General features: G+C 71.7%; 25 protein-coding genes. 12 read left to right on the forward strand and 13 right to left on the reverse strand.

All coding sequences use genetic code 11. The features are described from left to right. Nucleotides 1–9: 9 nt before the first annotated feature. Nucleotides 10–630, reverse strand: a complete 621-nt coding sequence (locus tag K4B79_RS25500) for a MerR family transcriptional regulator (protein WP_232029421.1) — start codon at nt 628–630, stop codon at nt 10–12. 181 nt (nt 631–811) lie between these two features. Between K4B79_RS25500 and K4B79_RS25505 the strand changes: the two genes are divergently transcribed. From K4B79_RS25505 to K4B79_RS25520, 4 genes are all read left to right on the forward strand, one after another. Beyond that, a complete protein-coding gene (locus tag K4B79_RS25505) occupies nt 812–2,299 on the forward strand; it encodes a flavin-containing monooxygenase (protein ID WP_232029232.1) in 1,488 nt (495 codons plus the stop codon). Further along, complete coding sequence (locus K4B79_RS25510; RefSeq protein ID WP_232029233.1) at nt 2,296–3,213, forward strand: alpha/beta fold hydrolase; 918 nt, start codon at nt 2,296–2,298, stop codon at nt 3,211–3,213. Before K4B79_RS25505 ends, K4B79_RS25510 begins: the two co-directional genes overlap by 4 nt. Continuing rightward, nucleotides 3,210–4,106 (forward strand): SDR family oxidoreductase, encoded by an 897-nt coding sequence (locus K4B79_RS25515; protein ID WP_232029234.1) that lies wholly within the window; start codon nt 3,210–3,212, stop codon nt 4,104–4,106. Before K4B79_RS25510 ends, K4B79_RS25515 begins: the two co-directional genes overlap by 4 nt. Before the next feature lie 89 nt (nt 4,107–4,195). After that, nucleotides 4,196–4,411, forward strand: coding sequence for a hypothetical protein (locus tag K4B79_RS25520; RefSeq protein WP_232029235.1), 216 nt, complete (start codon nt 4,196–4,198; stop codon nt 4,409–4,411). A 109-nt stretch (nt 4,412–4,520) separates the two neighbouring features. On the opposite strand, the gene K4B79_RS25525 is transcribed toward K4B79_RS25520, so the two are convergent. Beyond that, a complete protein-coding gene (locus tag K4B79_RS25525) occupies nt 4,521–7,796 on the reverse strand; it encodes a S41 family peptidase (protein WP_232029236.1) in 3,276 nt (1,091 codons plus the stop codon). A gap of 249 nt (nt 7,797–8,045) precedes the next feature. Between K4B79_RS25525 and K4B79_RS25530 the strand changes: the two genes are divergently transcribed. Further along, a complete protein-coding gene (locus tag K4B79_RS25530; RefSeq protein ID WP_232029237.1) occupies nt 8,046–8,651 on the forward strand; it encodes a TetR/AcrR family transcriptional regulator in 606 nt (201 codons plus the stop codon). A 122-nt stretch (nt 8,652–8,773) separates the two neighbouring features. Further along, nucleotides 8,774–10,987, forward strand: coding sequence for an MMPL family transporter (locus K4B79_RS25535; RefSeq protein ID WP_232029238.1), 2,214 nt, complete (start codon nt 8,774–8,776; stop codon nt 10,985–10,987). 80 nt (nt 10,988–11,067) lie between these two features. Here K4B79_RS25535 and K4B79_RS25540 read toward each other — a convergent pair whose 3' ends face one another. Further along, a complete protein-coding gene (locus tag K4B79_RS25540; protein WP_232029239.1) occupies nt 11,068–11,526 on the reverse strand; it encodes a MarR family winged helix-turn-helix transcriptional regulator in 459 nt (152 codons plus the stop codon). 78 nt (nt 11,527–11,604) lie between these two features. Here K4B79_RS25540 and K4B79_RS25545 point away from each other — a divergent pair, with 78 nt between their 5' ends. Then, entirely contained in the window at nt 11,605–12,165 is a 561-nt protein-coding gene (locus K4B79_RS25545) for a cysteine hydrolase family protein (protein WP_232029240.1), read from the forward strand. On the opposite strand, the gene K4B79_RS25550 is transcribed toward K4B79_RS25545, so the two are convergent. Further along, complete coding sequence (locus K4B79_RS25550; RefSeq protein WP_232029241.1) at nt 12,149–12,787, reverse strand: GNAT family N-acetyltransferase; 639 nt, start codon at nt 12,785–12,787, stop codon at nt 12,149–12,151. The genes K4B79_RS25545 and K4B79_RS25550 overlap by 17 nt on opposite strands. Nucleotides 12,788–12,806: 19 nt before the next feature. Here K4B79_RS25550 and K4B79_RS25555 point away from each other — a divergent pair, with 19 nt between their 5' ends. Next, complete coding sequence (locus K4B79_RS25555) at nt 12,807–13,586, forward strand: SDR family NAD(P)-dependent oxidoreductase (protein ID WP_232029242.1); 780 nt, start codon at nt 12,807–12,809, stop codon at nt 13,584–13,586. 36 nt (nt 13,587–13,622) lie between these two features. On the opposite strand, the gene K4B79_RS25560 is transcribed toward K4B79_RS25555, so the two are convergent. Continuing rightward, nucleotides 13,623–14,258: a hypothetical protein gene (locus tag K4B79_RS25560; protein WP_232029422.1), complete on the reverse strand. Its 636-nt coding sequence runs from the start codon at nt 14,256–14,258 to the stop codon at nt 13,623–13,625. A 157-nt stretch (nt 14,259–14,415) separates the two neighbouring features. On the opposite strand from K4B79_RS25560, the gene K4B79_RS25565 reads away from it, so the two are divergent. The 3 genes from K4B79_RS25565 (at nt 14,416) to K4B79_RS25575 (ending at nt 16,126) form a co-directional block, all read left to right on the forward strand. Beyond that, nucleotides 14,416–14,931 (forward strand): YbaK/EbsC family protein, encoded by a 516-nt coding sequence (locus K4B79_RS25565; RefSeq protein ID WP_232029243.1) that lies wholly within the window; start codon nt 14,416–14,418, stop codon nt 14,929–14,931. After that, nucleotides 14,928–15,773: a DMT family transporter gene (locus K4B79_RS25570; protein WP_232029244.1), complete on the forward strand. Its 846-nt coding sequence runs from the start codon at nt 14,928–14,930 to the stop codon at nt 15,771–15,773. Before K4B79_RS25565 ends, K4B79_RS25570 begins: the two co-directional genes overlap by 4 nt. A 77-nt stretch (nt 15,774–15,850) precedes the next feature. Continuing rightward, nucleotides 15,851–16,126 (forward strand): DUF1876 domain-containing protein, encoded by a 276-nt coding sequence (locus K4B79_RS25575; RefSeq protein ID WP_232029245.1) that lies wholly within the window; start codon nt 15,851–15,853, stop codon nt 16,124–16,126. Nucleotides 16,127–16,141: 15 nt separating this feature from the next. Here the strand turns inward: K4B79_RS25575 and K4B79_RS25580 are convergent, their stop codons facing one another. The 6 genes from K4B79_RS25580 to K4B79_RS25605 form a co-directional block, all read right to left on the reverse strand. Then, nucleotides 16,142–17,314, reverse strand: a complete 1,173-nt coding sequence (locus K4B79_RS25580; RefSeq protein WP_232029246.1) for a serine hydrolase domain-containing protein — start codon at nt 17,312–17,314, stop codon at nt 16,142–16,144. Between the two features lie 36 nt (nt 17,315–17,350). After that, entirely contained in the window at nt 17,351–17,797 is a 447-nt protein-coding gene (locus K4B79_RS25585; RefSeq protein WP_232029247.1) for an organic hydroperoxide resistance protein, read from the reverse strand. A 100-nt stretch (nt 17,798–17,897) separates the two neighbouring features. After that, the gene (locus K4B79_RS25590; protein ID WP_232029248.1) at nt 17,898–18,356 is read right to left on the reverse strand and encodes a MarR family winged helix-turn-helix transcriptional regulator; all 459 of its coding nucleotides are present in this window, start codon (nt 18,354–18,356) and stop codon (nt 17,898–17,900) included. Then, nucleotides 18,353–19,111, reverse strand: coding sequence for an energy-coupling factor ABC transporter ATP-binding protein (locus K4B79_RS25595; RefSeq protein WP_232029249.1), 759 nt, complete (start codon nt 19,109–19,111; stop codon nt 18,353–18,355). The genes K4B79_RS25590 and K4B79_RS25595 overlap by 4 nt, the downstream gene beginning before the upstream one ends. After that, on the reverse strand, nt 19,099–19,860 hold the full coding sequence (gene cbiQ, locus K4B79_RS25600) for a cobalt ECF transporter T component CbiQ (RefSeq protein WP_232029250.1): 762 nt from the start codon (nt 19,858–19,860) through the stop codon (nt 19,099–19,101). Before cbiQ ends, K4B79_RS25595 begins: the two co-directional genes overlap by 13 nt. A 1-nt stretch (nt 19,861) precedes the next feature. Beyond that, the gene (locus K4B79_RS25605) at nt 19,862–20,911 is read right to left on the reverse strand and encodes an energy-coupling factor ABC transporter permease (protein WP_232029251.1); all 1,050 of its coding nucleotides are present in this window, start codon (nt 20,909–20,911) and stop codon (nt 19,862–19,864) included. A 200-nt stretch (nt 20,912–21,111) separates the two neighbouring features. On the opposite strand from K4B79_RS25605, the gene K4B79_RS25610 reads away from it, so the two are divergent. Beyond that, nucleotides 21,112–21,483 carry an SsgA family sporulation/cell division regulator gene (locus K4B79_RS25610; protein WP_232029252.1) on the forward strand — a complete coding sequence of 124 codons (372 nt, stop codon included), beginning with the start codon at nt 21,112–21,114 and terminating at the stop codon, nt 21,481–21,483. Here K4B79_RS25610 and K4B79_RS25615 read toward each other — a convergent pair. Continuing rightward, on the reverse strand, nt 21,460–23,142 hold the full coding sequence (locus tag K4B79_RS25615; protein WP_232029253.1) for a penicillin-binding transpeptidase domain-containing protein: 1,683 nt from the start codon (nt 23,140–23,142) through the stop codon (nt 21,460–21,462). The two genes, K4B79_RS25610 and K4B79_RS25615, sit on opposite strands and share 24 nt — an antisense overlap. A 96-nt stretch (nt 23,143–23,238) precedes the next feature. After that, nucleotides 23,239–24,870: a penicillin-binding transpeptidase domain-containing protein gene (locus K4B79_RS25620; protein ID WP_232029254.1), complete on the reverse strand. Its 1,632-nt coding sequence runs from the start codon at nt 24,868–24,870 to the stop codon at nt 23,239–23,241. Between the last annotated feature and the right edge of the window lie 140 nt (nt 24,871–25,010).

Here is a 25,010-nt window from a genome sequence, read left to right on the forward strand (position 1 = left end):
CCTGCCGCTCTACTCCTGCTTGCGCAACCGCCGGTCCAGCGCCAAGGACAGTTCCGCGTCCACCACGCTGCGGGCCAGGGGGCGCAGGCGTTGGAGGTCGGATTCGGTGCCGTGGCGGAGGATCAGGACGGCGAAGTTCTCGGCGAGGGCGTCGACGTGTTCGCGGACGTGTTTGCCGGCTGCCAGGACCTCGGCGAGGGGGATGCCCTCGCGGACCAGCGCGGAGGAGATGTCGAGGAGGCGGCGGCTGATGTGGACGATCTCGTCGCCGTCGGTGCCGAGGTAGCCGAGTTCGAGGGCGGCGGCGAGGTTCTCCGGGGTGACCTGGCCCTCGAAGCGGGCGGCGAGTTCCTCGGGGGTGAGGCGGACCGGTTCCTCCTCGGTGGGCGGGGTGACGCCCAGGACGTCGGCGACGTCTCGGCCGTGGTCGAGGGCCTCGGCCAGTTCGGCGATGCCGGTGAGGGTGTGGCCGCGTTCCAGGAGTGCCGCGATGGTGCGCAGGCGGGCCAGGTGGTGGTCGTCGTACCAGGCGATACGGCCCTCGCGGCGGGGCGGCGGGATCAGTTTGCGCTCGCGGTAGAAGCGCAGGGTGCGCACCGTGATTCCGGCCAGCCGGGCCAGCTCCTCCATGCGGTACTCACGCTTGTCAGCCACGCCCGAACTCTATGTTGTACCGCCGGTACCCGCGGCGGCAGCCGCTGATGTAAAACGTCCTCGCCCGACCCCTACCCATGAGTACGGAGCTGCTCTACTCTCCCCATTGCGCCAGTATCCACTGGCAGAGTCATGGAGTGTGCGGAGGAGCGGCGGCATGACCGAACACGAACATGTACGGGTGGCGGTGATCGGATCCGGGTTCGGCGGGCTGGGGGCCGCCGTGCGGTTGCGGCGCGAGGGCGTCACCGACTTCGTGGTGCTGGAGCGGGCGAGCAGCGTGGGCGGCACCTGGCGCGACAACAGCTATCCCGGGTGCGCCTGCGACGTGCCCTCCCACCTGTACTCGTTCTCCTTCGCGCCCAACCCCGAGTGGCCGCGCGCGTTCTCCGGGCAGCGGCACATCCGCGCGTACCTGGAGCATGTCGCCGACGTCTTCCACCTGCGGCGCCACATCCGCTTCGACTCCGAGGTCAAGCTGATGACCTGGGACGCCGAGCAGCTGCGCTGGGAGATCGAGACCAGCGGCGGGCGGCTCACCGCCGACATCGTCGTCTCCGCCACCGGGCCGCTGTCCGACCCGAAGGTCCCCGACATCCCGGGGCTGGACTCCTTCCCCGGCAAGGTCTTCCACTCCGCCCGCTGGGACCACGACCACGACCTCGCCGGCGAGCGGGTCGCGATGGTGGGCACCGGGGCCTCCGCCATCCAGATCGTGCCCGCCATCCAGCCGCGGGTCGGTCACCTCACCCTGTTCCAGCGCACCCCGCCGTGGGTGCTGCCCCGCGTCGACCGTGCCATCGGCGGCGCCGAACGGGCCCTGCACCGGGCGCTGCCCTTCACCACCCGGCTCCGGCGCGGACTGCTGTGGGGGATCAGGGAGTTGCAGGTCCAGGCCTTCACCAAGCACCCCGACGAGCTGACCCTGGTCGAACAGCTGGCGAAGCGGAACATGGCCCGCGCCATCAAGGACCCGGCCCTGCGCGCCCGGCTCACCCCCGACTACCGCATCGGCTGCAAGCGGATCCTGCTCAGCAGCGACTACTACCCGGCCCTCGCCCGGCCCAACGTCGACGTCGTCGCGAGCGGCCTCGCCGAGGTGCGCGGCTCGACCCTGGTCGCCGCCGACGGCACCGAGACCGAGGCCGACACGATCGTCTTCGGCACCGGCTTCCACGTCACCGACATGCCGATCGCCGACCGCGTCGTGGGCGCCGACGGCAGGACGCTGGCCGAGGCCTGGAAGGGCGGGATGGAGGCCCTGCGCGGGGCCTCGGCGGCCGGCTTCCCCAACTGGATGACGATGATCGGACCCAACACCGGGCTCGGGAACTCCTCGATGATCCTGATGATCGAGTCGCAGCTGAACTACCTCGCCGACTTCGTGCGCCAGCTCGACGTCCTCGGCGGCCGTGCCGCCCTCGACGCCCGCCCCGAAGCCGTACGGGACTGGAACCACCGGGTGCAGGAGCGGATGAAGCGCACGGTGTGGAACACCGGCGGCTGCACCAGCTGGTACCTCGACGCCAACGGCCGCAACACCACCATCTGGCCCGGCACCACGAGCGAGTTCCGGCGGGCCACCCGGCGCGTGGACCTCGCCGAGTACGAGGTGCTCCGGGCCCGGAAGAAGGTCGCCGCGTGAGCCGCCTCCGGCACGTCACCACCGGTCCCTACGCCCCGCCCGTCCCGGCCCGCGAGCTGACGGCCGTCTCCGCCGACGGCGCCCGGCTGCACGTCGAGCTCCACGGCCCCGAGGGCGCCCCCGCCGTCGTCCTCGCCCACGGCTGGACCTGCTCCACCGCCTTCTGGGCCGCGCAGATCCACGCCCTGGCCGCCGACCACCGCGTCATCGCCTACGACCAACGCGGCCACGGACGCAGCCCGGCGAGCCCGGCATGCAGTCCCGAAGCACTCGCCGACGACCTGGAAGCCGTACTGGAAGCGGCCCTCGCGCCCGGGGAGCGGGCCGTGATCGCCGGGCACTCCATGGGCGGGATGACGGTGATGGCCGCGGCCGAACGCCCCGGCCTGCGGGAGCACGCGGCCGCCGTCCTGCTGTGCAGCACGGGCTCGTCGCGGCTGGTCGCCGAGTCGACGCTGCTGCCGCTGCGGCCGGGGCGGGCGCGCACCTGGCTGACCCACCACATCCTCGGCTCGCGCGCCCCGCTCGGGCCGGTCACGCCGCTCGCCCGGCGGATCCTCAGGTACGCGACGATGGGCGCCGGTTCGGCCCCCGCCATGGTCGAGGCGTGCGCCCGGATCGTGCACGCCTGCCCGCGCCGGGTGCGGTACGCCTGGGCCCAAGTGCTCGATCTGCTCGATCTCGACCACGGGGTACGGGAGTTGAGGGTGCCGACGGCCGTCCTCGTCGGTACGGCGGACCGGTTGACCCCGCCGGCGCAGTCGCGTGCCCTGGCCGCCGCGCTGCCCGACTGCCTCGGCGTCACCGAACTGCCCGGCGCCGGCCACATGACGCCGGTCGAGACGCCCGAACCGGTGAGCGCGAAGATCCGCGAACTCGCCGCGACCTACCTGACGATCAAGGAGGACGCATGAGCAGGGTGAGTCTCGAAGGACAGGTCGCCGTCGTCACGGGCGCCGCGCGGGGGGTCGGGGAACTGCTCGCCCGCAAGCTGTCCGCGCGCGGCGCGAAGGTGGCGCTGGTCGGCCTGGAACCGGACGCGCTCAAGCAGGTCGCCGACCGGCTGCACGGCGACGCCGACCACTGGTACGCCGACGTCACCGACCACGAGGCGATGACCCGGGTCGCACGCGAGGTCAAGGAGCGGTTCGGGAAGGTCGACATCGTGGTCGCCAACGCCGGGGTCGCCACCGGCGGGCCCTTCGTGGACTCCGACCCGGTGGCCTGGCGGCGGGTCGTCGAGGTCAACCTCATCGGATCGGCGGTGACCGCGCGGGCCTTCCTGCCGGTGCTGATGGAGAGCCGGGGGTACCTGCTCCAGATCGCCTCCCTGGCCGCCCTCACCCCGGCGCCGATGATGACCGCGTACTGCGCGTCCAAGGCCGGCGTGGAGGCCTACGCGCACAGTCTGCGGGCCGAGGTCGGGTACAAGGGCGTGCGGGTCGGCGTCGGGTATCTGTCCTGGACCGACACGGACATGGTGCGCGGGGCCGACCGGGACGAGGTGATGCGGGAGCTGCGGCAGCGGCTGCCGTGGCCGGCCGGCAAGACGTATCCGCTCGGGCCCGCCGTGGACCGGCTCGTCGCCGGGATCGAGAGGCGGTCCAGTCAGGTGTACGGGCAGTGGTGGCTGCGCGGGATGCAGGGCGTACGCGGGTATCTGCCGGGGCTCGTCGGGACCGTCGGGCAGCGGGAGATGAGGCGGTTCGGGGCGCGGTTGGAGGGGGTGCGGACCGGGCTCGTCGGTGCAGGTGGGGAGGCCGATGAGGCGGCTCGGGCGGAGGGTCGTATCACTCAGCGTGACTGATCGACATGCGCACTGTGACGGCCCGTGTGAATCTGGTCGAGGCCCCGCCACGGGGCCCCCAACCCCTCACCCCACGGGAGTGAACCCACATGGGTATGAAGGACCAGTTCCAGGACAAGTCGGAGCAGTGGCAGGAGCAGGCCAAGCAGAAGGCCCAGCAGGCCAAGGAGCGCGGTGAGCGCGGTGAGCGCGGGCCGCAGCGGGGTCAGCAGGAGGGCTCCGAGCGTATGCGGGAGCGTGACGAGGAGACCGAGCGGCTGCAGCGTGAAGAGGAGGACCGGTTCCGTCAGGACTACGACGCCTGACGTTGCCGGTTGAGCGTGGGGTGCCCTGTTTGTTGGGGCGCCCCACGTTTGTGTTTTGGGTGCGGCTGGGTGGGGGCTGGGCGCGCGGTTCCCCGCGCCCCTGGGTTGGTCAGCGAACCCTTGGCGGCAGCTTCGGCCTTGCCCTGTTCGGGACGTTCTCGTAACCCGGGGGCGTCGCCGGCGGGTTGGTCTCCAAGAGGTCCAGGGCCAGTTGTACGGCGTCGTCGAGTTGGACGTGTCTGCCCTCGGCCCAGTCCAACGGGGTGCGGAGGACTTCGAGGTCGGGGGTGACGCCCTGGTTCTCGATGGACCAGCCGTAGGCGTCGAACCAGGCGGCGTTCATGGGGACGGTGATCACCGTGCCGTCACCGAGTTGGTGGCGGCCGGTCATGCCGACGACGCCGCCCCAGGTGCGCTGGCCGACGACGGGACCGAGCTTCAGGAGCTTGAACGCGGCGGTGATCATGTCGCCGTCGGAGGAGGTGGCCTCGTCGGCGAGGGCGACCACGGGGCCCCGGGGGGCGGTGGAGGCGTACGACACGGGCTGGGCGTCGCGGGTCAGGTCCCAGCCGAGGATCGTGCGGGTGAGTTTCTCCACGACGAGTTCGCTGATGTGGCCGCCGGCGTTGCCCCGCACGTCGACGATGAGGGCCGGGCGGGACATCTCCATCCGCAGGTCCCGGTTGAACTGGGCCCAGCCCGAGCCGCCCATGTCGGGGATGTGGAGGTAGCCGCAGCGGCCGCCGCTCAACTGCCGGACGACCTCCCGGCGTTTGGCCACCCAGTCCTGGTAGCGCAGCGGGCGCTCGTCGACGAGGGGGACCACCGCGACCCGGCGGGAGCGGACCTCGCCCTCAGCCGGTTCCGCCGGGGTGAAGGTCAGCTCCACCGTCGTACCGCCCGCCCCGGCCAGCAGCGGGTAGGGGCCGGTGACCGGATCCACCGGGCGGCCGTCGACGTGGGTGAGGACCGCGCCCTCGCGGATGCCCGTGCCGGCCAGCGGTGAGCGCGCCTTGGAGTCGGAGGAGTCGCCGGGCAGGATCCGCCGGACCGTCCAACCGGCGTCCCGGCGCACGAAGTTGGCGCCCAGCAGGCCCTGGCGGCGCTGGTAGTGCGGGGGGCCCTCGTTGCGGCGGGCGGCGGTGACGTAGGCGTGGGAGGTGCCGAGTTCGCCGAGGAGCTCGCGGAGCAGGTCGGCGAACTCGTCGGGGGAGGCGACCCGTTCCACGAGGGGGCGGTACTGGTCGAGGACCGCGTCCCAGTCGATGCCGCACATCCCGGGGTCCCAGTAGTAGGCCCGGATCAGCCGGCCCGCCTCCTCGTACGACTGGCGCCACTCGGCGGCCGGGTCGACCTCGTGCAGGATGCGGCGCAGGTCGATCCAGACCGTGCTGTCGCCGTCCCCGGACTCGCCGGAGGGGACCGCGCGCAGCTCGCCCTCGTCCACGACGACCAGCCGGGTGCCGTCGCCGCTGACCGCGAACCAGTCCAGGTGCTCGACCAGTTCGGACTTCTTCGCCTTGCCGATGCTGAAGTACTCCAGGGTCGGGCGGCCGGTGGTGTCGTCCGGGTTGGCGAAGGTCTCGCCGAGCGCACCGGAGATCGGCCAGCGCAGCCAGACCAGTCCGCCGCCCGCGACCGGGTACAGCGCCGAGTACTTGGAGGCGGCGACCGGGAACGGCGTCACCCGGCTCTCCAGGCCCTCCACCTCGACCGTCACCGTGCCGTCGGCGCCCTCGTCCTCCTCCACCGGGTCCAGGCCCCCGGCGGCCGGCCTGCCCTCCGGGGTCAGCGCGAAGGGGGAGGGGGTGGCCGAGTTCAGCGGCACCAGGTAGGGGCGGCAGCCGAGCGGGAAGGACAGGTCGCCGGTGTGGACGTCGTAGACCGGGTCGAAGCCCCGCCAGGAGAGGAAGGCCAGGTAGCGGCCGTCCCGGGTGAAGACCGGGTTCTCGTCCTCGAAGCGGCCGTCGGTCACGTCGACGATCAGGGGGTCGCCCTGCTCCATCCTGGAGATGCGGGCCATCTTGATCTGGCGCAGGGAGCGGCCGACGCCCGGGTGCGACCAGGTCAGCCACGCCCCGTCCGGGGAGAAGGCGAGGTCGCGGACGGGTCCGTTGACGGAGCGGACGAGTTCGGTGACCTCGCCGTCCGAGTGCTCCGAGTCCTCCGAGTCCTCCGTGCTCTCCGTCGCGTCGATCAGCAGCAGCCGTCCGTCGTGCGAGGCGATGGCCAGCCGCTCGCCGCGCGGATCGGAGACCAGCTCCAGGACCCGGCCGAGGCTGCCCGAGGCCAGGCGCCGGGACGCGCGGTCGCCCGTCGCGCGGGGCAGGTGGGCGATCTCGATCGCGTCCTCGCCCTCCGCGTCCGTGACGTAGGCGACCTGACCGGCCGGGCCGAGCATCTCCGGGAGCCGGACCCGTACGCCCGGGGTGTCGGTGAGGGTGCGGGCGGGGCCGTCGCGGTGGGTCAGCCAGTACAGACTGCCGCGGACGACGACGGCGCTCGCGCGGCCCGTCTCGTCGACCGAGAGGCCGTCGACGTGCTGGGAGGCGGGCACCTGGTACGGACGCCGTCCGGTGCGCGGCCCGCTCAGCCGTACGTCGAGCTTGCGCGGCTCACTGGTCAGGTCGTCGACGATCCACAGATCGCCGCCGCACTGGTACACCACCCGAGTGCCGTCGCTGGCCGCGTGCCGGGCGTAGAAGGCGTCGTGGTCGGTGTGGCGGCGCAGGTCGGAGCCGTCGTGGGCGCAGGAGTAGAGGTTGCCGACGCCCTCGTGGTCGGAGAGGAAGGCGATCCGGTCGCCGACGAAGAGAGGGGAGTGGAGGTGGCCGTCGAGGCCTTCCAGCAGCCGTTCGCCGTGCAGCCACAGGCGGCCCGTCGCCCCGCCCCGGTAGCGCTTCCAGGCGGCCGGTTCGTGCGGCGGGGTGCCGGTCAGCAGCAGGGTCCTGCGCTCGCCGTCGAGCTCGGCGACCTGGATGTCGGAGACCGGTCCCCAGGGGAGCTTGCGGCCGGGGTCGCCGTCGGGGGTCACCTTGTAGGCCCAGGTGAAGTAGGAGAAGGGCTCGCCGTGGGAGGCGACGGCGAGGATGTCGCCGTTGGGGGTCCAGCCGGTCACCTGGGTGTCGGGAGACCCCCAGTGGGTGAGCCGGCGGGCCGGGCCGCCGTCCACCGGGGTCAGATGGATCTCGGGGACCAGACTGCGCCAGCTCGTGTAGGCCAGGTGGCGGCCGTCGGGCGAGAAGCGGGGGTGGCCGACCTTGGTGCGGTCGACGGTGAGCCGCCAGGCGCGGCCCGGTCCGTCGAGGGGGGCCAGCCAGAGGTCGTCCTCGGCCACGAAGCACAACAGGTCGCCGCTCAGGTGCGGAAGGCGCAGATAGCTCACCTCCCTATGCTTTGCCGGGGGATGGACCGGAGCAACTTGTGAAAATTCCGGCGGCCTCCTGTGGCCTCCTGTGGCTTCGTCCGAGTCGCTTTACCCGGGCGTGACCTACAACACGAACGAAACAGTTTCGTTTCGCACGTGGGTGCGCTACATTCATCACGTAGGAAGTTACGCAGGCGGTCACGTACAACGTCATGTGCGAAGTCGCCTGCGGGACCGTGTCGTTCGGAGTGGGAGAAGGTGTGAGGCATGACTGAGGTCGCGACGGTGCGTCGCAGTCGTATCACCCCCGAGCGCGAGGCCGAGTTGTACGGCGCCGTGCTCGACCTGCTCCGCGAAGTCGGCTACGACGCCCTCACCATGGACGCCGTCGCCGCCCGCACCCGCTCCAGCAAGGCCACCCTCTACCGCCAGTGGGGCGGCAAGGCCGAACTGGTGGCGAAGGCGGTACGGCACAGCAAGCCGGGTGGCATGGGTCTCCAGGAGATCGACACCGGCTCCCTGAAGGGGGACCTGCACGCCCTCACCAAGCGCTCGGACGACTGCGAGATGGAGCGGAACTCCGCGCTGATGCGGGGTCTGGCCATGGCCATCCACGGCAACCCGGATCTGCTCCGGGCGTTCCGCGAACATCTCATCGAACCCGAGATGGCCGAGTTCGGCCGTGTGGTGCAGCGGGCCGTCGACCGGGGCGAGGTCCGTGCGGACAACCCGGCGATCGACTTCATGATCCACATGATGATGGGCGGATTCGCCGCCCGCACCATGATCGACGAGAAGCCGCCGACCCAGGCCTTCCTCCTGTCGTACATCGACGCCGTGATCCTCCCCGCTCTCGGCATCTCGAACGACTGACTCCTTCCCTCCCTCCCCCTTTTCTCCTCCCCAGCAAGCCCTCCACCTGACGTATCCGCTCACGTCGTCGGGCTGATCACCCCTGCCCTGAATTCCCACGACCTGACCGGGAGTACGCCCACGTGGCCACATTCCTCTATCGACTCGGCCGGCTCGCCTTTCGGCGACGGCATTTCGTCGCCCTGATATGGGTGGCCCTGCTGGTGCTCGCCGGAGCCGGCGCCGCCAGCGCGCCCGCCGCGGGTTCCACCTCCTTCTCCATCCCCGGCACCGAGGCCCAGAAGGCCTTCGACCTGCTGGAGCAGCGCTTCCCCGGAGCCAGCGCCGACGGTGCGACCGGTCGTGTGGTCTTCAAGGCGCCCGAGGGCGAGAAGATGACGGACGCCGCCAACAAGGCGACCGTCGAGAAGACCGTCAAGGCCCTCGGCGACGGCTCCGAGGTCGTCTCCGTCAGCGACCCGTTCACGACGAACGCGGTGAGCAAGGACGGCACGGTCGCCTACGCGTCGGTGCAGTACAAGGTCCCCGGCATGGAGCTCAAGGACTCGACGCGGGACGCCCTGGAGGCGACCGCGGACGAGGCCAGGGCCGACGGGCTGACCGTCGACGTCGGAGGCGACGCGCTCCAGGCCGGGGCCGAGGCGGGGGCGATCGGTGAGGTCATCGGACTCGCCATCGCCGCGGTCGTCCTGGTCATCACCCTGGGCTCGCTGGTCGCGGCCGGGCTGCCGCTGCTGACGGCGATCATCGGCGTCGGGATCGGCGTCTCCACCATCACCGCCCTCGCCAAGGCGCTCGACCTCGGCGACACCACCTCCACCCTGGCGCTGATGATCGGCCTCGCGGTCGGCATCGACTACGCGCTGTTCATCGTCTCCCGCTACCGCAGTGAACTGGCCGAGGGCCGCGACCGCGAGGAGGCGGCCGGCCGGGCCACCGGCACCGCCGGCTCGGCGGTGGTCTTCGCCGGCCTCACGGTCGTCATCGCGCTGGCCGGCCTCGCGGTCGTCAACGTACCGATGCTCACCAAGATGGGCCTCGCGGCGGCGGGCACGGTCGTGATCGCCGTCCTCATCGCGCTGACCATGATCCCGGCCATGCTCGGATACGCGGGCCGCAAGATCCGCCCCGCGGGCGAGAAGCGCAAGAAGGCCGCCGCGAGCGAGGAGTCGGCCAGGCCCAACATGGGCACCCGCTGGGCGAGCTTCGTCATCCGCCGCCCGGCCGCCGTCCTGCTGCTCGGCGTGGTCGGCCTCGGTGCCATCGCCCTGCCGGCCACCCAGCTGGAGCTGGGCCTGCCCGACGACGGCTCGCAGCCGACGTCCACCACACAGCGCCGCGCCTACGACACCCTCTCGGAGGGCTTCGGCCCCGGCTTCAACGGCCCCCTGATGATCGTCGTCGACGCCAAGGGCAGCGCCGACCCCAAGGCCGCGGCCACCACCGTGACCGACGGGATCAAGGAGCTCAAGGACGTCGTGACGGTCACGCCGGCGACGTTCAACAAGGCCGGCGACACCGCGACGATCACCGTCATCCCGGACTCCAAGCCGTCCTCGACCCAGACCGAGGACCTGGTGCACGCCATCCGGGACAAGGGCGCCGACGTCAAGGCCGACACCGGCGCGGAGGTCCTGGTCACCGGCACCACCGCGATGAACATCGACTTCTCGCAGAAGCTCAACGACGCCCTGATCCCGTATCTGGGCCTGGTCGTCGGCCTCGCCTTCCTGCTCCTGATCGTGGTCTTCCGCTCGATCCTGGTCCCGCTGAAGGCGGCCCTGGGCTTCCTGCTCTCGGTGCTCGCCGCGCTCGGCGCCGTGGTCGCGGTCTTCCAGTGGGGCTGGCTGGCCGGCCTGATCGGCGTCGAGGAGACCGGCCCGATCATGTCGATGATGCCGATCTTCATGGTGGGCGTGGTCTTCGGCCTCGCGATGGACTACGAGGTCTTCCTCGTGACCCGGATGCGGGAGGCCTACGTCCACGGCGAGTCCCCGAGCCAGGCCGTGGTGACCGGGTTCAAGCACAGCGCCCGGGTCGTGGTCGCCGCCGCGGTCATCATGATGGCCGTCTTCGGAGGCTTCATCAGCTCCGGCGAGTCCATGATCAAGATGATCGGCTTCGGCCTCGCGATCGCCGTCTTCTTCGACGCGTTCGTCGTCCGCATGGCGATCGTCCCGGCCGTCCTGGCCCTGCTGGGCAAGAAGGCCTGGTGGCTGCCGAAGTGGCTGGACCGCGCCCTGCCGAACGTCGACGTCGAGGGCGAGGGCCTGCGGGCGATGGACGACGACAAGGACGTGGACCCGGACGAGGACCGGGAACTGGTCCGCGTGTAATACAGGTTCTGACGTACGACACCTGAGCAGGACCGGCCGGTGAGGGCTCCGTGGGGACGGGCGCCTTCACCGGCTTCTTCCTATTCCGGGCCCATGGGTACGTCGAGGAGAGCGGTCAGGGTCCGCCGGAACTCCTCGGTGCGCGGACCGTCCAGGCCGCCCAGCGGGCCGAGCAGCCGGTCCAGCAGCACCTGTACGGCGTCGATGGCGGGCCGCACGGCCGCGCGCCCGGCGTCGGTGAGAGCGAGCCGTACGACCCGGGTGTCCTCGCTGTCCCGGGCACGGCGGACCAGCCCCGCCGCCTCCAGGGAGCGGGCCAGCTTCGACACGTACAGCGGCTCCAGGCCCGTGAAGTCGGCGAGCTCCCGCTGACTCGGACGCGTACCGGAGCGTTCCATCCCGGAGAGCGAGGCCAGCAGCACGTACTGGGCGTGGGTCAGGTCCAGCGGCGCCAGCGCCTGGTCCATGGCGGTACGCCAGCGGTTGGAGAGCAGCCAGACCAGGTGGCCGGGGGTGGCGTTCCTCAGTGCGTCACTCACGACAGGTACCGTACATGGCTACTAATTCGTGCTGCGGCATCGGTGTGACTGTCAGTGCCGTCGTCTAGCGTGACGACCATGACCACACTCCCCGAACGGCCCCGTACCGCACTGCTCGTGATCGACGTGCAGAACGACGTCGTCGCCGGGGCGCACCGGCGGGACGAGGTCGTCGCCGCCATCGGCTCGCTCGTGGACCGGGCCCGCGAGGAGGGCGTCCCGGTCGTCTGGGTCCAGCACTCCGACGAGGAACTGACGAAGGGCAGTGAGGGGTGGGCGTACGTCCCCGAGCTGACCCGCCGGGACACCGAGCCGCTGGTGCACAAGTCCTACGGCGACTCCTTCGAGGACACCGAACTGGAAGCCGTCCTGGCCGGCGCCGGGGTGGGACACCTGGTGGTGACCGGCGCGGAGACGGACGCCTGCATACGCTCCACGCTCCACGGCGCGTTCGTCCGCGGCTACGACGTCACGCTCGTCGGCGACGCCCACACCGCCTCGGACAAGAGCGCGTGGGGCGCCCCGCCGACCGAGCAGGTCGTCGCCCACACCAACCTGTACTGGACGTGGCAGTCCGCGCCCGGCCGCAGCGCCGCGGTGACCGGGGCCGCGGACGTGGTGTTCACGTCGGGGACGTGAACCGGGCCGTGGACCGGCCCAGGTAGGCGACCACCGGCCCGGCGTCCGGCACGTCGATCTCGTGGAAACCGAGCCGGTCGTAGAACGCCCGGGCGGGGGTGTTGGCGGTGACCATGGACAGGTGCACGGCCGGGACGCCCGCGTGGTGCAGGGCGTCGAGGAAGGTGTGCAGCAGTTCCCGGCCGTGGCCGCGGCCCTGCCACTCGGGCAGCAGGTCGATGTGCAGATGGGCGGGGTAGGCGGCCACCTCCGGCACGAGCATCCGCTCGGGGTGGTGCAGCAGGGGCACGATGTCCGCGTCCGGCGTGCCCGGCGGCGCGCTGTCCTCGGGGTAGCGGTCCGCGACCCGCGGCAGCCACTTCGTCCGGAAGTCCTCGACGAAACGGGGCGTGTCCGCGGTGCCCAGGACATAGCCGACGGCCTGTCCCCGGCCGTCGTCCAGCACGAAGGCCAGCTCCGGTTCCAGGTGCGCGTACGGCGCGGCGAAGGTCACCGGGAAGATGCCGGGGTCCGCGTAGACGGGCCGGCTGTCCCGGCCGGCGTGCGCGGTGCGCACACAGATGTCGTCGAGGGCGTCCCGGTCCCCGGGACGGTAGGGGCGTACGGCAGGCGTAGGGGTCACACGATCTAGTGTTGCGGACATGACCTCGCAGACCTACCTCTCCGACCTGTTCTCTCTCGACGGCCGGGTGGCCGTGGTGACGGGCGGCAGTTCCGGTATCGGCCGGGCCGTCGCCGGGGCGCTCGCGCGGGCGGGGGCGAGCGTGGTGGTCGTGGCCCGCCGGGAGAAGGAACTGACGGCCACGGTCGAGGAGTTGACGGCACAGGGCTGCCGGGCGGCCTGGGTGAGCGCCGACCTGGGCACCCGCGAGGGCGTGCGCACGGCGGCGGAGGGCGCGGTCGAGGCCTTCGGTGAGCCCGACATCCTCGTCAACAGCGCCGGGATCAACCTCCGGCCGCCGCTGGGGGAGTTGGGCGACGACGTCTGGGACCTCACCATGGCCGTGAACCTGGAGGCGCCACACCTGCTGGGCCAGCGCTTCGGCCCCGGCATGGCCGAGCGCGGCTACGGCCGCATCATCCACGTCACCTCGCAGCAGGCCCACCGCGCCTTCGTCCAGAGCGGTGCCTACGGCGTCTCCAAGGGCGCCCTGGAATCCCTGGCCCGCTCCCAGGCCGAGGCCTGGTCCCCGTACGGCGTCACCTGCAACACCCTGGTCCCCGGCTTCGTCATGACCCCCCTCAACACCCGCCTGTCCTCCGACCCGGAGAAGGTCGCCGCCCTCGCCGCCCGCACGATGACCGGCCGCAACGGCCTCGCCGAGGACTTCGAGGGAGCGGCGGTCTTCCTGGCGAGCCGGGCCTCCGCCTACGTCACGGGCCAGTCGATCTTCGTGGACGGCGGGTTCTCCGTTCACTAGAGCGACCTGCCGTCGGGCGTCCCGCCCTTGGGCGCGTCACCGCACCCACACCCGCAGCGCCCCCAGCTCCTCGAACCCCTGCTCCACCGCGGCCGCCAACGCGTCCCCGTGCTCGTAGCCGACGACCGGCAGCGCGGGGAACAGCGACTCCACCGCCTCCAGTACGACAGCCCACGCCACCCCGGCCTCCGACTCCCCCTCGCGCGCGAAGACGTTGGAGATGCCCACCACCCGCTCACTCCGACTGGCGACCGCCCCCGCGACCACGCGCCCGTCCCCGGCCAGCCCGGAGAGGACGAACGTCTCCGGTTCCCGCAGCAGTTCGGCCCGAAAGAGCCCCGTGTCGTCACCCCAGGCCGCCGCCCAGTCCCGCAGCGCGCCCGCGTCCACCGCCACCTCCCAGGAAAGCCCCGACGGACGCACGGGCACCTCGGCCGCCCGATGGATCCACCGAGCCTCGAACAGCACCCCGAACCCGGCCCCCGACAGATCCAGGTCGGCGAAGCTGTCCTTCACGGAAGCCCCCGGCGCCGCGTCGATCCGCGCCACCACCGCCCCCGCGTCCACCCCCGGCTCCAGCGTCACCGCATCCGGGTAGTACAACGGCGTACGCCCGGCCGCGGCCCAGGCCCCCGCCGTGAACTCCCCCTCCACACCGTGCGATCGGCTCATCGCCGCACACCACTCGGCGTTGTTGCGCGCGGCGGCCCGGACCAGGAGTTCCTGAGATGTCGATGTCACAACCGCTGATCATGACCCGCCCCGCCCCGGAGGGCGAACGTATTAACCAGGTCGCGTGTCCCGTACACGCACCGCTAGCGTGCCGTGCATGACGACGACCGACACCACCGGTACCGAAGACTCCGGAGCCCACCCCCGATTCGCCGAGGCACTGAGCGGGTTGGGGCTGGACGAGCTGCGCGGGCGCGTCCGCCGCTTCCCGGACGCCACCCGGACCGCCGCCGAGGCCGCCGCGGCGATCGGGTGCGAGCTGAGCCAGATCTGCAAGTCGCTGATCTTCGCGGCGGACGGCGTCCCGGTCCTCGTCCTGATGGACGGCGCGTCCCGGGTCGACCTGGAGCTCGTCCGGCACGAGCTCGGCGCCGAGAAGGTCACCCGGGCCAAGGCCGACGTCGTACGGGAGACGACCGGGTACGCCATCGGCGGTGTGCCCCCCTTCGGCCACCGGACCAGGACCCGCGTGCTCGCGGACCGCTCGCTGCTGGCGCACGAGGTCGTGTGGGCCGCGGCCGGCACCCCGTACACCGTGTTCCCCATGGAGCCCAAGGACCTGATCGCCCACGCGGGCGCCACGCTGGTGGACGTGCGCGAGCGCAGCTCGTGACGCCGCTGGTCACCGCGGCCGTGCTGCTGGCCGCGGTCACCCACGCCAGCTGGAACGCGATAGCCCACCGCATCACCGACAAGCTCGTCGGGTTCACCCTGATCGCGGGCGGCGGGATGCTGATCGGGCTGGCGGCGGTGCCGTTCGTGCCGTTCCCGGCGGCGCGGGCGTGGCCGTATCTGATCGGCTCGGCCGTCATCCACATCGCGTACTACCTGCTGCTGATGAAGTCCTTCCGGCTCGGCGACTTCGGGCAGGCGTACCCGATCGCGCGCGGTACCGCGCCCCTGGTGGTCACCCTGCTCGCCGCGCTCTTCGCGCACGAGGTGCCGGACGGCTGGCAGGCCGCCGGGATCGCGGTGTCCTGCGCCGGGCTGACCGGGGTCGCGCTGTGGGGGCTGCGCGGCCGGCGGCCCGACTGGGCGGCGATCGGCGCGGCCCTGGCGACCGGCCTGACCATCGCGGCGTACACCGTCGTCGACGGGCTGGGCGTCCGCGCCTCCGGTTCCTCCCTCGGGTACATCGCCTGGCTGATGGCGGTGCAGGGCGTGGTGCTGCCGGCCTACGCGCTGTACCGCTGGCGCGGGCGGTTCGTCGCCGTCCTGCGGCCGTTCGCGGGCATCGGCCTGATCGGTGCCGCCCTCTCCTTCGCCGCCTACGGCCTGGTCCTGTGGGCGCAGACCAAGGCGGAACTGGCGCCCATCGCCGCCCTGCGCGAGTCGTCCATCATCGTGGGCGCCGCGATCGGGGCCGTCCTGTTCAAGGAGCGGTTCGGAGCGCCGAGGATCGCGGCGGCGGGGCTGCTGGTGGTCGGCATCGGGCTGATGCTGCACGCGGGGTGACGCGACCTTGGGTCGCGCCCGTGCATCCGCGGGCCCGTGGGAGCACCCTGGAAGCAGGTGTTCCGGAGGTGATCGTCATGACGCACACCACAGTGGGATGGCACGTCGAGCTGGAGTTCAAGGAGGACGACCAGCACACCCGGGCGGCGGCGATGGTGCGCCTGCCCGACGGTACGGAGGTACGCACGCAGGGGCACGCGTCCCGCCACCACTCCGACCCGAATCAGCCGAGGGTGGGGGAGGAGGTCGCCGCCGCCCGCGCCCTCAACGAACTCGCCATGCAGTTGCTGACCAAGGCGCACGGGGAGATCGACGCGGCGTCCGGCCGGACGTCCCACCCGATCCACGTGTGAGCCGCTACAGGGCCGCTACAGCGCGGCGCGCACCGCCCTGACCAGCGCCTGCGCCCGTGGATCCGCCGTCACGGTCTTGCGGAAGCCGTTGGTGACATAGCCGAACGCGACGCCGGTCTCCGGGTCGGCGAAGCCGAGGGAACCGCCCCGGCCCGGGTGTCCGAACGAGCCCGGGCCGAGGAACGGCGAGGCGCTGCCGTGCAGCATGAAGCCGAGGCCGAAGCGCGTGCCGACCACCAGGACGCGGTCCGGGCCCGCCGACTCCTCGGTACGGGCCGCGGCCAGCGTCCCGGGCGTGAACAGCGCGGGGACGCCGTCGACCGGGCCGGTCAGCGCCGCGTAGAAGCGGGCCAGCCCGTCGGCGGTCGCGATGCCGTTGGTGGCGGGCAGGGCCGAGGCGCGGTACGCCGGGGCGTTCTGGTCGGGGAAGGGGGTGATCGCGGCGAAGGCCCGGCGGGTGAGGGAGGCCGGGTCGTCGTAGGCCTCGGTGACCGACCGCTTGGGGCGCACCCGCAGGTTCGTCCCGCCGGTGGCGGGCTCCGGCGTCTCGATGCGGCCGACGCGGCCCGCCCGGCCCGCCGCCTCCTCGGCCTCCGGCAGTCCGAGCCACAGCTGAAGGCCCAGCGGCGCGGCGATCTCCGTCGCGATCCACTCGCCCGTGCGCCGGCCCGTCACCCGCTGCACCAGCTCGTCGAGCATCCAGCCGTAGGTCAGCGCGTGGTAGCCGTGGTCCGTGCCCGGCTCCCAGGCCGGCGCCTGGGCGGCCACGGCCTGCGGGCCCCTGGCCGGGTCCAGCGCCTCCTCGGGGGTGAGCGGGCGGTCCAGGACCGGCAGCCCGGCCCGGTGGTTCAGCACCTGCCTGACCAGCACCCGTTCCTTGCCGCGCGCCTTGAACTCCGGCCAGTACGCGGCCACCGGCGCGTCCAGGTCCAGCTCCCCGCGCTGATGCAGCAGCAGCGGTACGGCGGCGGCGACGCCCTTGGTCGCCGAGCGCACGACCTGCGCGGTGCCCTGCCGCCACGGCTCGGTGCCGTCGATGTCGTGGGTGCCGCCCCACAGGTCGACCACCTTGCGCCCGTCCCGGTACACGGCGACGGCCGCGCCCCGCTCCCCGAACAGCTCGAAGTTCCGCGCGAACGCGTCCCTGACCGGCTCGAAGCCCTCGGCCACAGTGCCGTTCACGTCCACGCCCGTACTCCTCGTCTCGCTGCGGCGACCCCTCACCTACCCAAGCAGGATCGTCACGTCGATGTTCCCTCGGGTGGCGTTGGAGTACGGGCAGACCGCGTGGGCCGCGTCCACCAGCTTGGCCGCCATGTCCGCGTCGAGGACCGGCAGGGAGACGCTGAGGGCGACCGCCAGGCCGTAGCCGCGCTGGGCGTTGGGGCCGATGCCGACCTTCGCGGCGACCGTGGAGCCGGACAGGTCGTAGCCCTCCCGGCGGCCGACCATGACGAGCGCGTTGTGGAAGCAGGCGCTGTAGCCGGCCGCGAAGAGCTGCTCGGGGTTGGTGCCGTTGCCGTCCCCGCCCATCTGCGGCGGCATCGCCACCTTCAGCTCGATCTGTCCGTCCTGGCTGGTGACATAGCCGTCCCGGCCGCCGTGCGCGGTGGCTTCGGCGACGTACATGATCTTTGTCGGACGGGTGTCGACAGCGGTGTCGTCAGTCATGACCGGCTCCCCCCGGTGTGCACAAATACATCGTGCACAAGGTACTGGCTGGTAATACGGTTGCCGCCACCCGGGGGTGGCAACCGGGGGTAACCCGAGGTCAGCGTGCGCGCTCGGCCACCGCGTCGGCGCGCTCGGCCAGACGCCACAGCTCCTCGCGCAACCGCGCGACCTCCGGGCCGCCGAGTTCCGTCGCCGAGAGCAGCGTCTCGGGCACGAGCGCCGCGCGCTCCCTGAGCTTCTCCGCGCGCTCGGTCCCCGCGACCAGCACCGAGCGCTCGTCGTCCACCGCGCGCTCCCGGCGGACCAGCCCCGCGCCCTCCAGCCGCTTGAGCAACGGCGACATCGTGCCGTAGTCCAGCCGCAGCGCGCCCGCCAGCTCCTTCACGGTCGTCTCGCCGCGCTCCCACAGCACCAGCAGCACGAGGTACTGGGGGTAGGTGAGCCCGAGTTCGTCGAGGAGCGGGCGGTACGCGGCCGTCACCGCGCGCTGAGCGGCGTACAGGGCGAAGCACAGCTGCTCGTCCAGCAGCGGTGTCCCCTCGGTTTCCTCGGTCACGCGCCCATTGTCACGGACCGCGGATCGAAGCCGAAGGGCAGCTCCAGCCGGTGGGCCCGCATCAGGGCGTCGTCGGAGAGCAGTTCGCCCGTCGGGCCGTCGGCCGCGATCGTGCCCTCGCTGAGGATCAGCGCGCGGGGGCACAGCTCCAGGGCGTAGGGCAGGTCGTGGGTGACCATCAGCACGGTCACGTCCAGCGAGCGCAGGATGTCGGCGAGTTCGCGCCGGGAGGCGGGGTCGAGGTTGGAGGACGGCTCGTCCAGGACGAGGATCTCCGGCTCCATGGCCAGTACGGTCGCCACCGCCACCCGGCGCCGCTGCCCGAAGGAGAGGTGGTGCGGGGGCCGGTCCTTGAACTCCGCCATGCCGACCTGCTTCAGCGCCCGGTCGACCCGCTCCTCCAGCTCGGGCCCCTTCATTCCGGCCGCCGCGGGTCCGAAGGCCACGTCCTCGCGGACCGTCGGCATGAACAGCTGGTCGTCCGGGTCCTGGAAGACGATGCCGACCTTGCGCCGGATCTCGGCCATGTGCCGCTTGCCGACGGGCAGTCCGGCGACCGTCACCGTGCCCGTGCCGCCGCTCAGGATGCCGTTCAGGTGGAGCACGAGGGTCGTCTTGCCGGCGCCGTTCGGCCCGAGCAGCGCGACCCGCTCGCCGCGCGCGATGGAGAAGTCCACGCCGAACAGGGCCTGATGCCCGTCGGGGTAGGCGAAGGCGAGGCCCGAGACCTCCAGGGAAGCTGTCACAGGGTCCATCCCAGCACGCAGACGACGAGGGCGGCGAACGGGAGGGCGAAGGCGTACGACCACTGCGCCCGGGACGCGGTCACCTCGTCGATCACCGGCATCGACCCGGCGTAGCCGCGGCTGATCATGGCCAGGTGCACCCGCTCCCCGCGCTCGTAGGAGCGGATGAACAGCGCCCCGGCCGACTTGGCCAGCACGCCCCAGTGCCGCATGCCCCGCGCCTCGAAGCCCCGGGACTCCCGCGCGATCCGCATCCGCCGCATCTCGTCGGCGATGACATCGCCGTAGCGGATCATGAAGGACGCGATCTGGACGAGCAGCGGCGGGAGTTTGAGCCGTTGCAGGCCGAGGAGGAGTTCGCGCAGTTCGGTGGTGGAGGCCAGCAGGACGGAGGCGGCGACGCCGAGGGTGCCCTTGGCGAGCACGTTCCAGGCGCCCCACAGGCCGTTCACGCTCAGGGACAGCCCCAGTACCTCGACCCGCTCGCCCTCCGCCACGAACGGCATGAGCACGGCGAACGCGACGAACGGCACCTCGATCAGCAGCCGCCGCAGCAGGAAACCCGCGGGCACCCGGGCGGCGTAGGCGACACCGGCCAGCAGGACGGCGTACAGGCCGAACGCCCACATCGCCTCGCGCGGGGTCGACACCACGACCACCACGAACGCGAAGACCGCCGCGAGCTTGGTGTGCGGCGGCAGCGCGTGCACCGGCGAGTGCCCGTGCCGGTAGAGCCTGTGCGCGTGTCCCGCCCCCACGTCAGACGCCGCTCGTGCTCACCGGCGAGACGTCCTCGGCGCCACGGCGCCGGCGCACCGACCAGAACACCGCGCTGCCCGCGACGACCGTGACGCCCACGCCGATCACGCCCGCGAGACCGCCGGACAGCCGGGCGTCCTCCAGGCCCTCGACGCCGTAGTCGGCGAGCGGGGAGTCGGCGCTCGCGTGCTCCTCGGCCTTGGCGTCGATGCCCTTGTCGGCGGCGACCTTCTCCAGGCCGTCGGGGTTGGCGGAGGCGTAGAAGCTGACGAAGCCGGCCAGCACGAGGGAGGCGGCCAGGCCCGTGATCCACAGCTTGCGGTGGGAGCGCGCGGCCACCGGCACCGGTTCCGCCTCGGGCACGTCCACCAGCTCGCCGTTCACCCGCAGCTTCAGCTTCTGCCGCAGGTCACGGGCGCCGTACACGAGGTCGGGGCGGACGGCGACGACGGCGCCCACGGTCAGCGCGGTGATCACCGCCTCGCCGATGCCGATCAGGATGTGCACACCGACCATGGCGGTGGCGACCTTGCCGATGGAGACGTCGGTGGTGCCGCCGATCCAGTACAGGAACGTGAACGCGAGGGCGGCGGCCGGCACGGACAGCAGCGCGGCGACGAAGGAGGCGACGGTGATCGCGCGCCTGCCCCGCGGCAGGATCTTCACCAGCGCGCGGAAGAGCGCGTAGGCGACGACCGCCGTGACGACACCCATCACCGTGATGTTCACGCCGAGCGCGGTCAGGCCGCCGTCCGCGAAGAGGATGCCCTGCATGAGCAGGACCACCGCGATGCACAGCACGCCCGTGTAGGGCCCGACGAGGATCGCCGCGAGCGCTCCGCCCAGCAGATGGCCGCTGGTCCCGGCCGCGACGGGGAAGTTCAGCATCTGCACGGCGAAGATGAACGCCGCCACCAGTCCGGCCAGCGGCGCGGTGCGCTCGTCCAGCTCACGGCGGGCGCCGCGCAGGCTCACGGCTACGGCGGCCGCGGCGACCACTCCGGTCGCGGCGGACACGGGGGCGTCGATGAATCCGTCAGGCACATGCACGACACCGATGATGTGGCTTGTTGCGAACCCCTTGCAAGAGGCCCAAGCAACGAACAGCGAACGATTCCCGACAAACGTAAAAACGGCGTGAGGAACAGCATGTCCGCTCACGGAGGCGCGATCCGGGAAATGTGCGAGGCTGGAAGGCGAGTGGATGCATAGCTTCCACACAGGTTACGCAGCGTGAGAGGCCCGTCACGATGTCTGTAGTCGAACAGTACGCGCGAGCCCACATCGTTTCGGACGCGGACATCGCGGAGGACGAGGCGGTGCCGGTGATGCTGCGCTACGACCCCGAGACCGACCCCCGCTCGGTACGGGTCGGTCTCCCCGGCACCGACGAGTGGACCTTCTCCCGCGCCCTCCTCGAACAGGGCCTGCGGGCCCCGGCCGGCAGCGGAGAGGTCCGCGTCTGGCCGTGCGGGCGGGTGCAGGCCGTGGTCGAGTTCCACTCCGCGCAGGGCGTCTCGGTCGTCCAGTTCGACACGAAGGCCCTGCTCAGGTTTCTGCGCCGGACCTATACGGCGACCCCGGTGGGACGCGGCGGATCAGCCGCCCAGCTTCAGCAGTGACGCCACGATCGGCCCCGCGGTGTCGCCGCCGTGGCCGCCCGCCTGGACGACACCCGCGGCCGCGAGATCACCGCGGTAGGCGGTGAACCAGCCGTTCGGCTTCTTCTGGCCGTCGACCTCCGCCGAACCCGTCTTCGCGCCGACATCGCCGGTGACCCCGGACATCGCCTCGGCCGCCGTGCCGTAGCCCGCGGTGTACGCCATCAGCTCCCGCAGCTGCCCCAGCGTGCCCGCGGACAGCGTGCGGGAGGCGGTGGCGAGCTTGCGGTCGTCGACCGTGGGGGAGACCAGGTAGGGCTGCTTGAAGGTGCCCGACTGGATGGTCGCGGAGACCGACGCCATGTTCAGCGGGTTCATCCGGACCCCGCCCTGGCCGATCAGCGACGCCGCCATCTGCGCCTGCGACTGCACCGGCACCGAGCCGTCGAAGGTGGAGACGCCGACGGACCAGTTGTTCATGGACAGGCCGAAGACCTGCTGGGCCTGCTTGGTCAGGCTGTCGTTGTCCAGCTTGGGCGCCTGGCTGATGAAGGCGGTGTTGCATGAGCGGGCGAAGCTGGCCTTGAAGGTGCCGTTCTTGATCTCGAACTTGTCGTCGTTCTGGAACTTCCAGCCGCCGTAGGTGAAGTACTTCGGGCACGGATGCGTCTTGTCCGCCGACGCCAGGCCCTTCTCGATCAGCAGCGTGGAGGTGATGACCTTCATCGTGGAGCCGGGGGCGAGGGAGCCCTGGAGGGCGACGTTGAACCCGTGGGAGGCGTTTGCGAAGGCCAGGATCTCCCCGGTCGACGGACGCAGGACGACCACCGACGACTTGGCCTTCTTGGCGACCTGGGCCTCGGCGGCCGCCTGGAGCGTCGGGTTCAGGGTCGTCTTCACCGTGCCCGGCGTGCCCTTGCTGAGCGTCAGCAGCGTCTTGTCGGACAGCTCGTCCGCCTCGGCCGCCTTGCCGCGGATCACCCGGAGCTCGATGCCCGCCCTGCCGCCGGCCGTCTTGCCGTACTTCTCGCGCAGGCTGTCCAGGGCCGAGCCCAGCGACGGGTACTTGGCCTCGGTGACCTCGCCGCCGTCCCGGTCGACCGCCTTGATCGGCGGGGTCCCGGACTCGCCGGTGACCAGGGTGTCACCGTCCTTCAGGTCGGGGTGCACGACCGATGAGTGCCAGTCGACGCGCGGCTTGCCGGTGTCGGTGTCCCGGACGACGGTCAGCGCGCCGGCGTACGTCAGCGGCTTGGTCGTGTCCTTGTACGCCACCGTGCCCTTCACGGTGAAGGGGACTTTGGCGCCGGTGGGAGTGCCCGGGGTGAGCGTGACGTCCTTGATGTGGGCGTCCTTGGTGTAGCCGGTCAGCAGTTTCGTCGCGGCCTCGGCGTCGCTCGTCGCGGCCGCCGCCGCGCTCACCTTGCCCTGCTGCCAGGACGTCAGGAAGGTCCGTGCGGTGGTGGTGACCTCGGTCGCCGACAGCGGGCCGGTCTTGACGGCCTTCGCCTTCTGGTCGGCGCTCGCGGACGTCGACTGCGTCCGGTCCTCGGCAGCCTGGCCGCCGTACAGCGCGTAGACGCCGAAACCGGCGCCGGCGGCGACCACCGCGATGGCCCCGCCGATCACGGCCGGCTTCGTCTTCCGTCGCTCGGCGGCGACGCGCCTTCTGTTGCCCACAGCTTTCGTTCCTCCGCGCATTCCCCAGGGTCCCCGTTGCCCTCTTCAGTCCCAACGACGACAACCACCCTAGAGTCCCGTCGCGCGGGGGTGAGTTCAGCCTCCGGTTCGTAGCACAGCTGCGACAATCGGACCGGCCGCGTCGCCGCCGTGGCCGCCCTCCTCGGTCATGGCCGCCGCGGCGATGTCGTTGCGGAATCCCGTGAACCAGCTGTTGGACACGGCCTGTCCGTCGACCTCGGCGGAACCGGTCTTGGCGCCGATGTCCCCGCCGAGCCCCCGCATCGCCCGGACGGCGGTGCCCTGGGTGGCGGTCAGCCGCATCATCTGCCTGAGCTGGTCGGCGGTGTTCGCCGGCAGCCCCTTGGCGGTCGCCAGCTGCCGGTCGTCGAGCTCGGGGGAGACCAGGTAGGGCTGGCGGAAGGTGCCGGTGATCGCGGTGGCCGTGACCGAGGCCATGTTCAGCGGGTTCATCTGGACCTGGCCCTGGCCGATGGCGCCCGCCGCGCGGTCCGGGCCGCTGACCGCGGGGACCTTGCCGTCGACGGAGACGATGCCGGTCTTCCAGTCCTTGCCGATCCCGAAGCGGGTCTCGGCCTCCGTGGTCAGCGACTCGTCGGTGAGGGGCTCCTCGTCGATCAGCTTGATGAAGGCCGTGTTGCAGGACCGCAGGAAGCTGTTGGCGAGGGTCGCGTTCGGGTTGGGCTCCATGCCCTTGAGGTTCTTGAAGGTCTGCCCCTGCCAGATGGCGTCGTCCGGGCAGGGCGCGGGACCGTTCATCGAGGTCACGCCGTTGTCGATCAGCATGGCCGCGGTGATGATCTTCATGGTGGAGCCGGGGGCGGCGGTGCCCTCGAAGGCCGCGTTGAAGGCGTCGGTGCGGTGGTTCGCCACCGCGAGCACCTCGCCGGTGCTGGGCTTGACCGCGACCACGGAGGACTGGGCGTACTTCTTCACCGCCGTCTCGGCCGCCGCCTGCGCGCTCTCGCTGATCGTGGTCTCCAGCTTGCCGGGCTCGCCCTTGGCCAGGGTCAGCAGCGGGGTGTCGGCGACGGCCTGGTCGGCGTGTCTGATCACCAGCTCGACGCCGGGGGTGCCGCCGGCCTTGTCGCCGTAGCGGTCGCGCAGGGCGTCCAGGACCGGGCCGAGGGAGGGGTACTTCTCCTTCGTCAGCACGGTGCCGTCGCGGTCCACGGCCTCGATCGGCGGGTTCTTGGACTCCTCGGTGACCAGGGTGTCGTCGCGCCGCAACTGGGGGTGGACCACGGAGGGCTGCCAGTCGACCAGCGCCCGTCCGGTGGTGACCCCGCGCACCACGGTCAGCCTGCTCTTGTAGGCCAGCGGCTTCGACGTGCCGTCGTAGTCCACCTTCGCCTTCACCGTGTACGGCACGGTGGCGCCGGACGCCTTGCCGGGCGTGATCGTCACGCCGGTGATGTGCGCGGTCGTGCCGTACGCGGTCAGCAGCGGCTCGGCCGCCGTGTCGTTGTTGGTGAGCGCGGCGGCGGTCGCCGCCTGACCCTTCTCCCAGGCCGCGAAGAACTTGGCGGTCGTCTCCTCGACCTCGTCGGCGCTCGGCGGCCCGCTCTTCACGGGCGCGGGACCGGCCGCGCCGGTGCCCGAGTCGCCGTTCAGCGCGGACACGATGTTGTAGGCGCCGTACCCGGCCCCGCCGACCATCACCGCGAACACACCGCCGATGACGGCGGCCTTGACCCCCCTGGCCATAAGACGTCCCCTCCCCGTTGAGACCGCTCCCTATTTCTGAACATGTTCAGAAACGTGGCTGTGCGAGGCAGCCTATGCGCAAGCAGGGGCCTCCGTAACGGGAGTTTCCCTTTTGTTGAGTGAACCTGCGCGAATTCATG

This window comes from Streptomyces lincolnensis, assembly GCF_021173675.1.
GTDB classification, from domain to species: Bacteria; Actinomycetota; Actinomycetes; order Streptomycetales; family Streptomycetaceae; genus Streptomyces; species Streptomyces lincolnensis_B.

Coding starts and splice junctions, on each gene's coding strand:
- K4B79_RS25520 (WP_232029235.1), top strand. CDS start 4,196: ATGGGTATGAAGGACCAGTTCCAGGACAAGTCGGAGCAGTGGCAGGAG.
- K4B79_RS25505 (WP_232029232.1), top strand. CDS start 812: ATGACCGAACACGAACATGTACGGGTGGCGGTGATCGGATCCGGGTTC.
- K4B79_RS25530 (WP_232029237.1), top strand. CDS start 8,046: ATGACTGAGGTCGCGACGGTGCGTCGCAGTCGTATCACCCCCGAGCGC.
- K4B79_RS25560 (WP_232029422.1), bottom strand. CDS start 14,258: ATGAGCCGATCGCACGGTGTGGAGGGGGAGTTCACGGCGGGGGCCTGG.
- K4B79_RS25610 (WP_232029252.1), top strand. CDS start 21,112: ATGTCTGTAGTCGAACAGTACGCGCGAGCCCACATCGTTTCGGACGCG.
- K4B79_RS25620 (WP_232029254.1), bottom strand. CDS start 24,870: ATGGCCAGGGGGGTCAAGGCCGCCGTCATCGGCGGTGTGTTCGCGGTG.
- K4B79_RS25500 (WP_232029421.1), bottom strand. CDS start 630: ATGGAGGAGCTGGCCCGGCTGGCCGGAATCACGGTGCGCACCCTGCGC.
- K4B79_RS25565 (WP_232029243.1), top strand. CDS start 14,416: ATGACGACGACCGACACCACCGGTACCGAAGACTCCGGAGCCCACCCC.
- K4B79_RS25555 (WP_232029242.1), top strand. CDS start 12,807: ATGACCTCGCAGACCTACCTCTCCGACCTGTTCTCTCTCGACGGCCGG.
- K4B79_RS25595 (WP_232029249.1), bottom strand. CDS start 19,111: ATGGACCCTGTGACAGCTTCCCTGGAGGTCTCGGGCCTCGCCTTCGCC.
- K4B79_RS25515 (WP_232029234.1), top strand. CDS start 3,210: ATGAGCAGGGTGAGTCTCGAAGGACAGGTCGCCGTCGTCACGGGCGCC.
- K4B79_RS25585 (WP_232029247.1), bottom strand. CDS start 17,797: ATGACTGACGACACCGCTGTCGACACCCGTCCGACAAAGATCATGTAC.
- K4B79_RS25545 (WP_232029240.1), top strand. CDS start 11,605: ATGACCACACTCCCCGAACGGCCCCGTACCGCACTGCTCGTGATCGAC.
- K4B79_RS25575 (WP_232029245.1), top strand. CDS start 15,851: ATGACGCACACCACAGTGGGATGGCACGTCGAGCTGGAGTTCAAGGAG.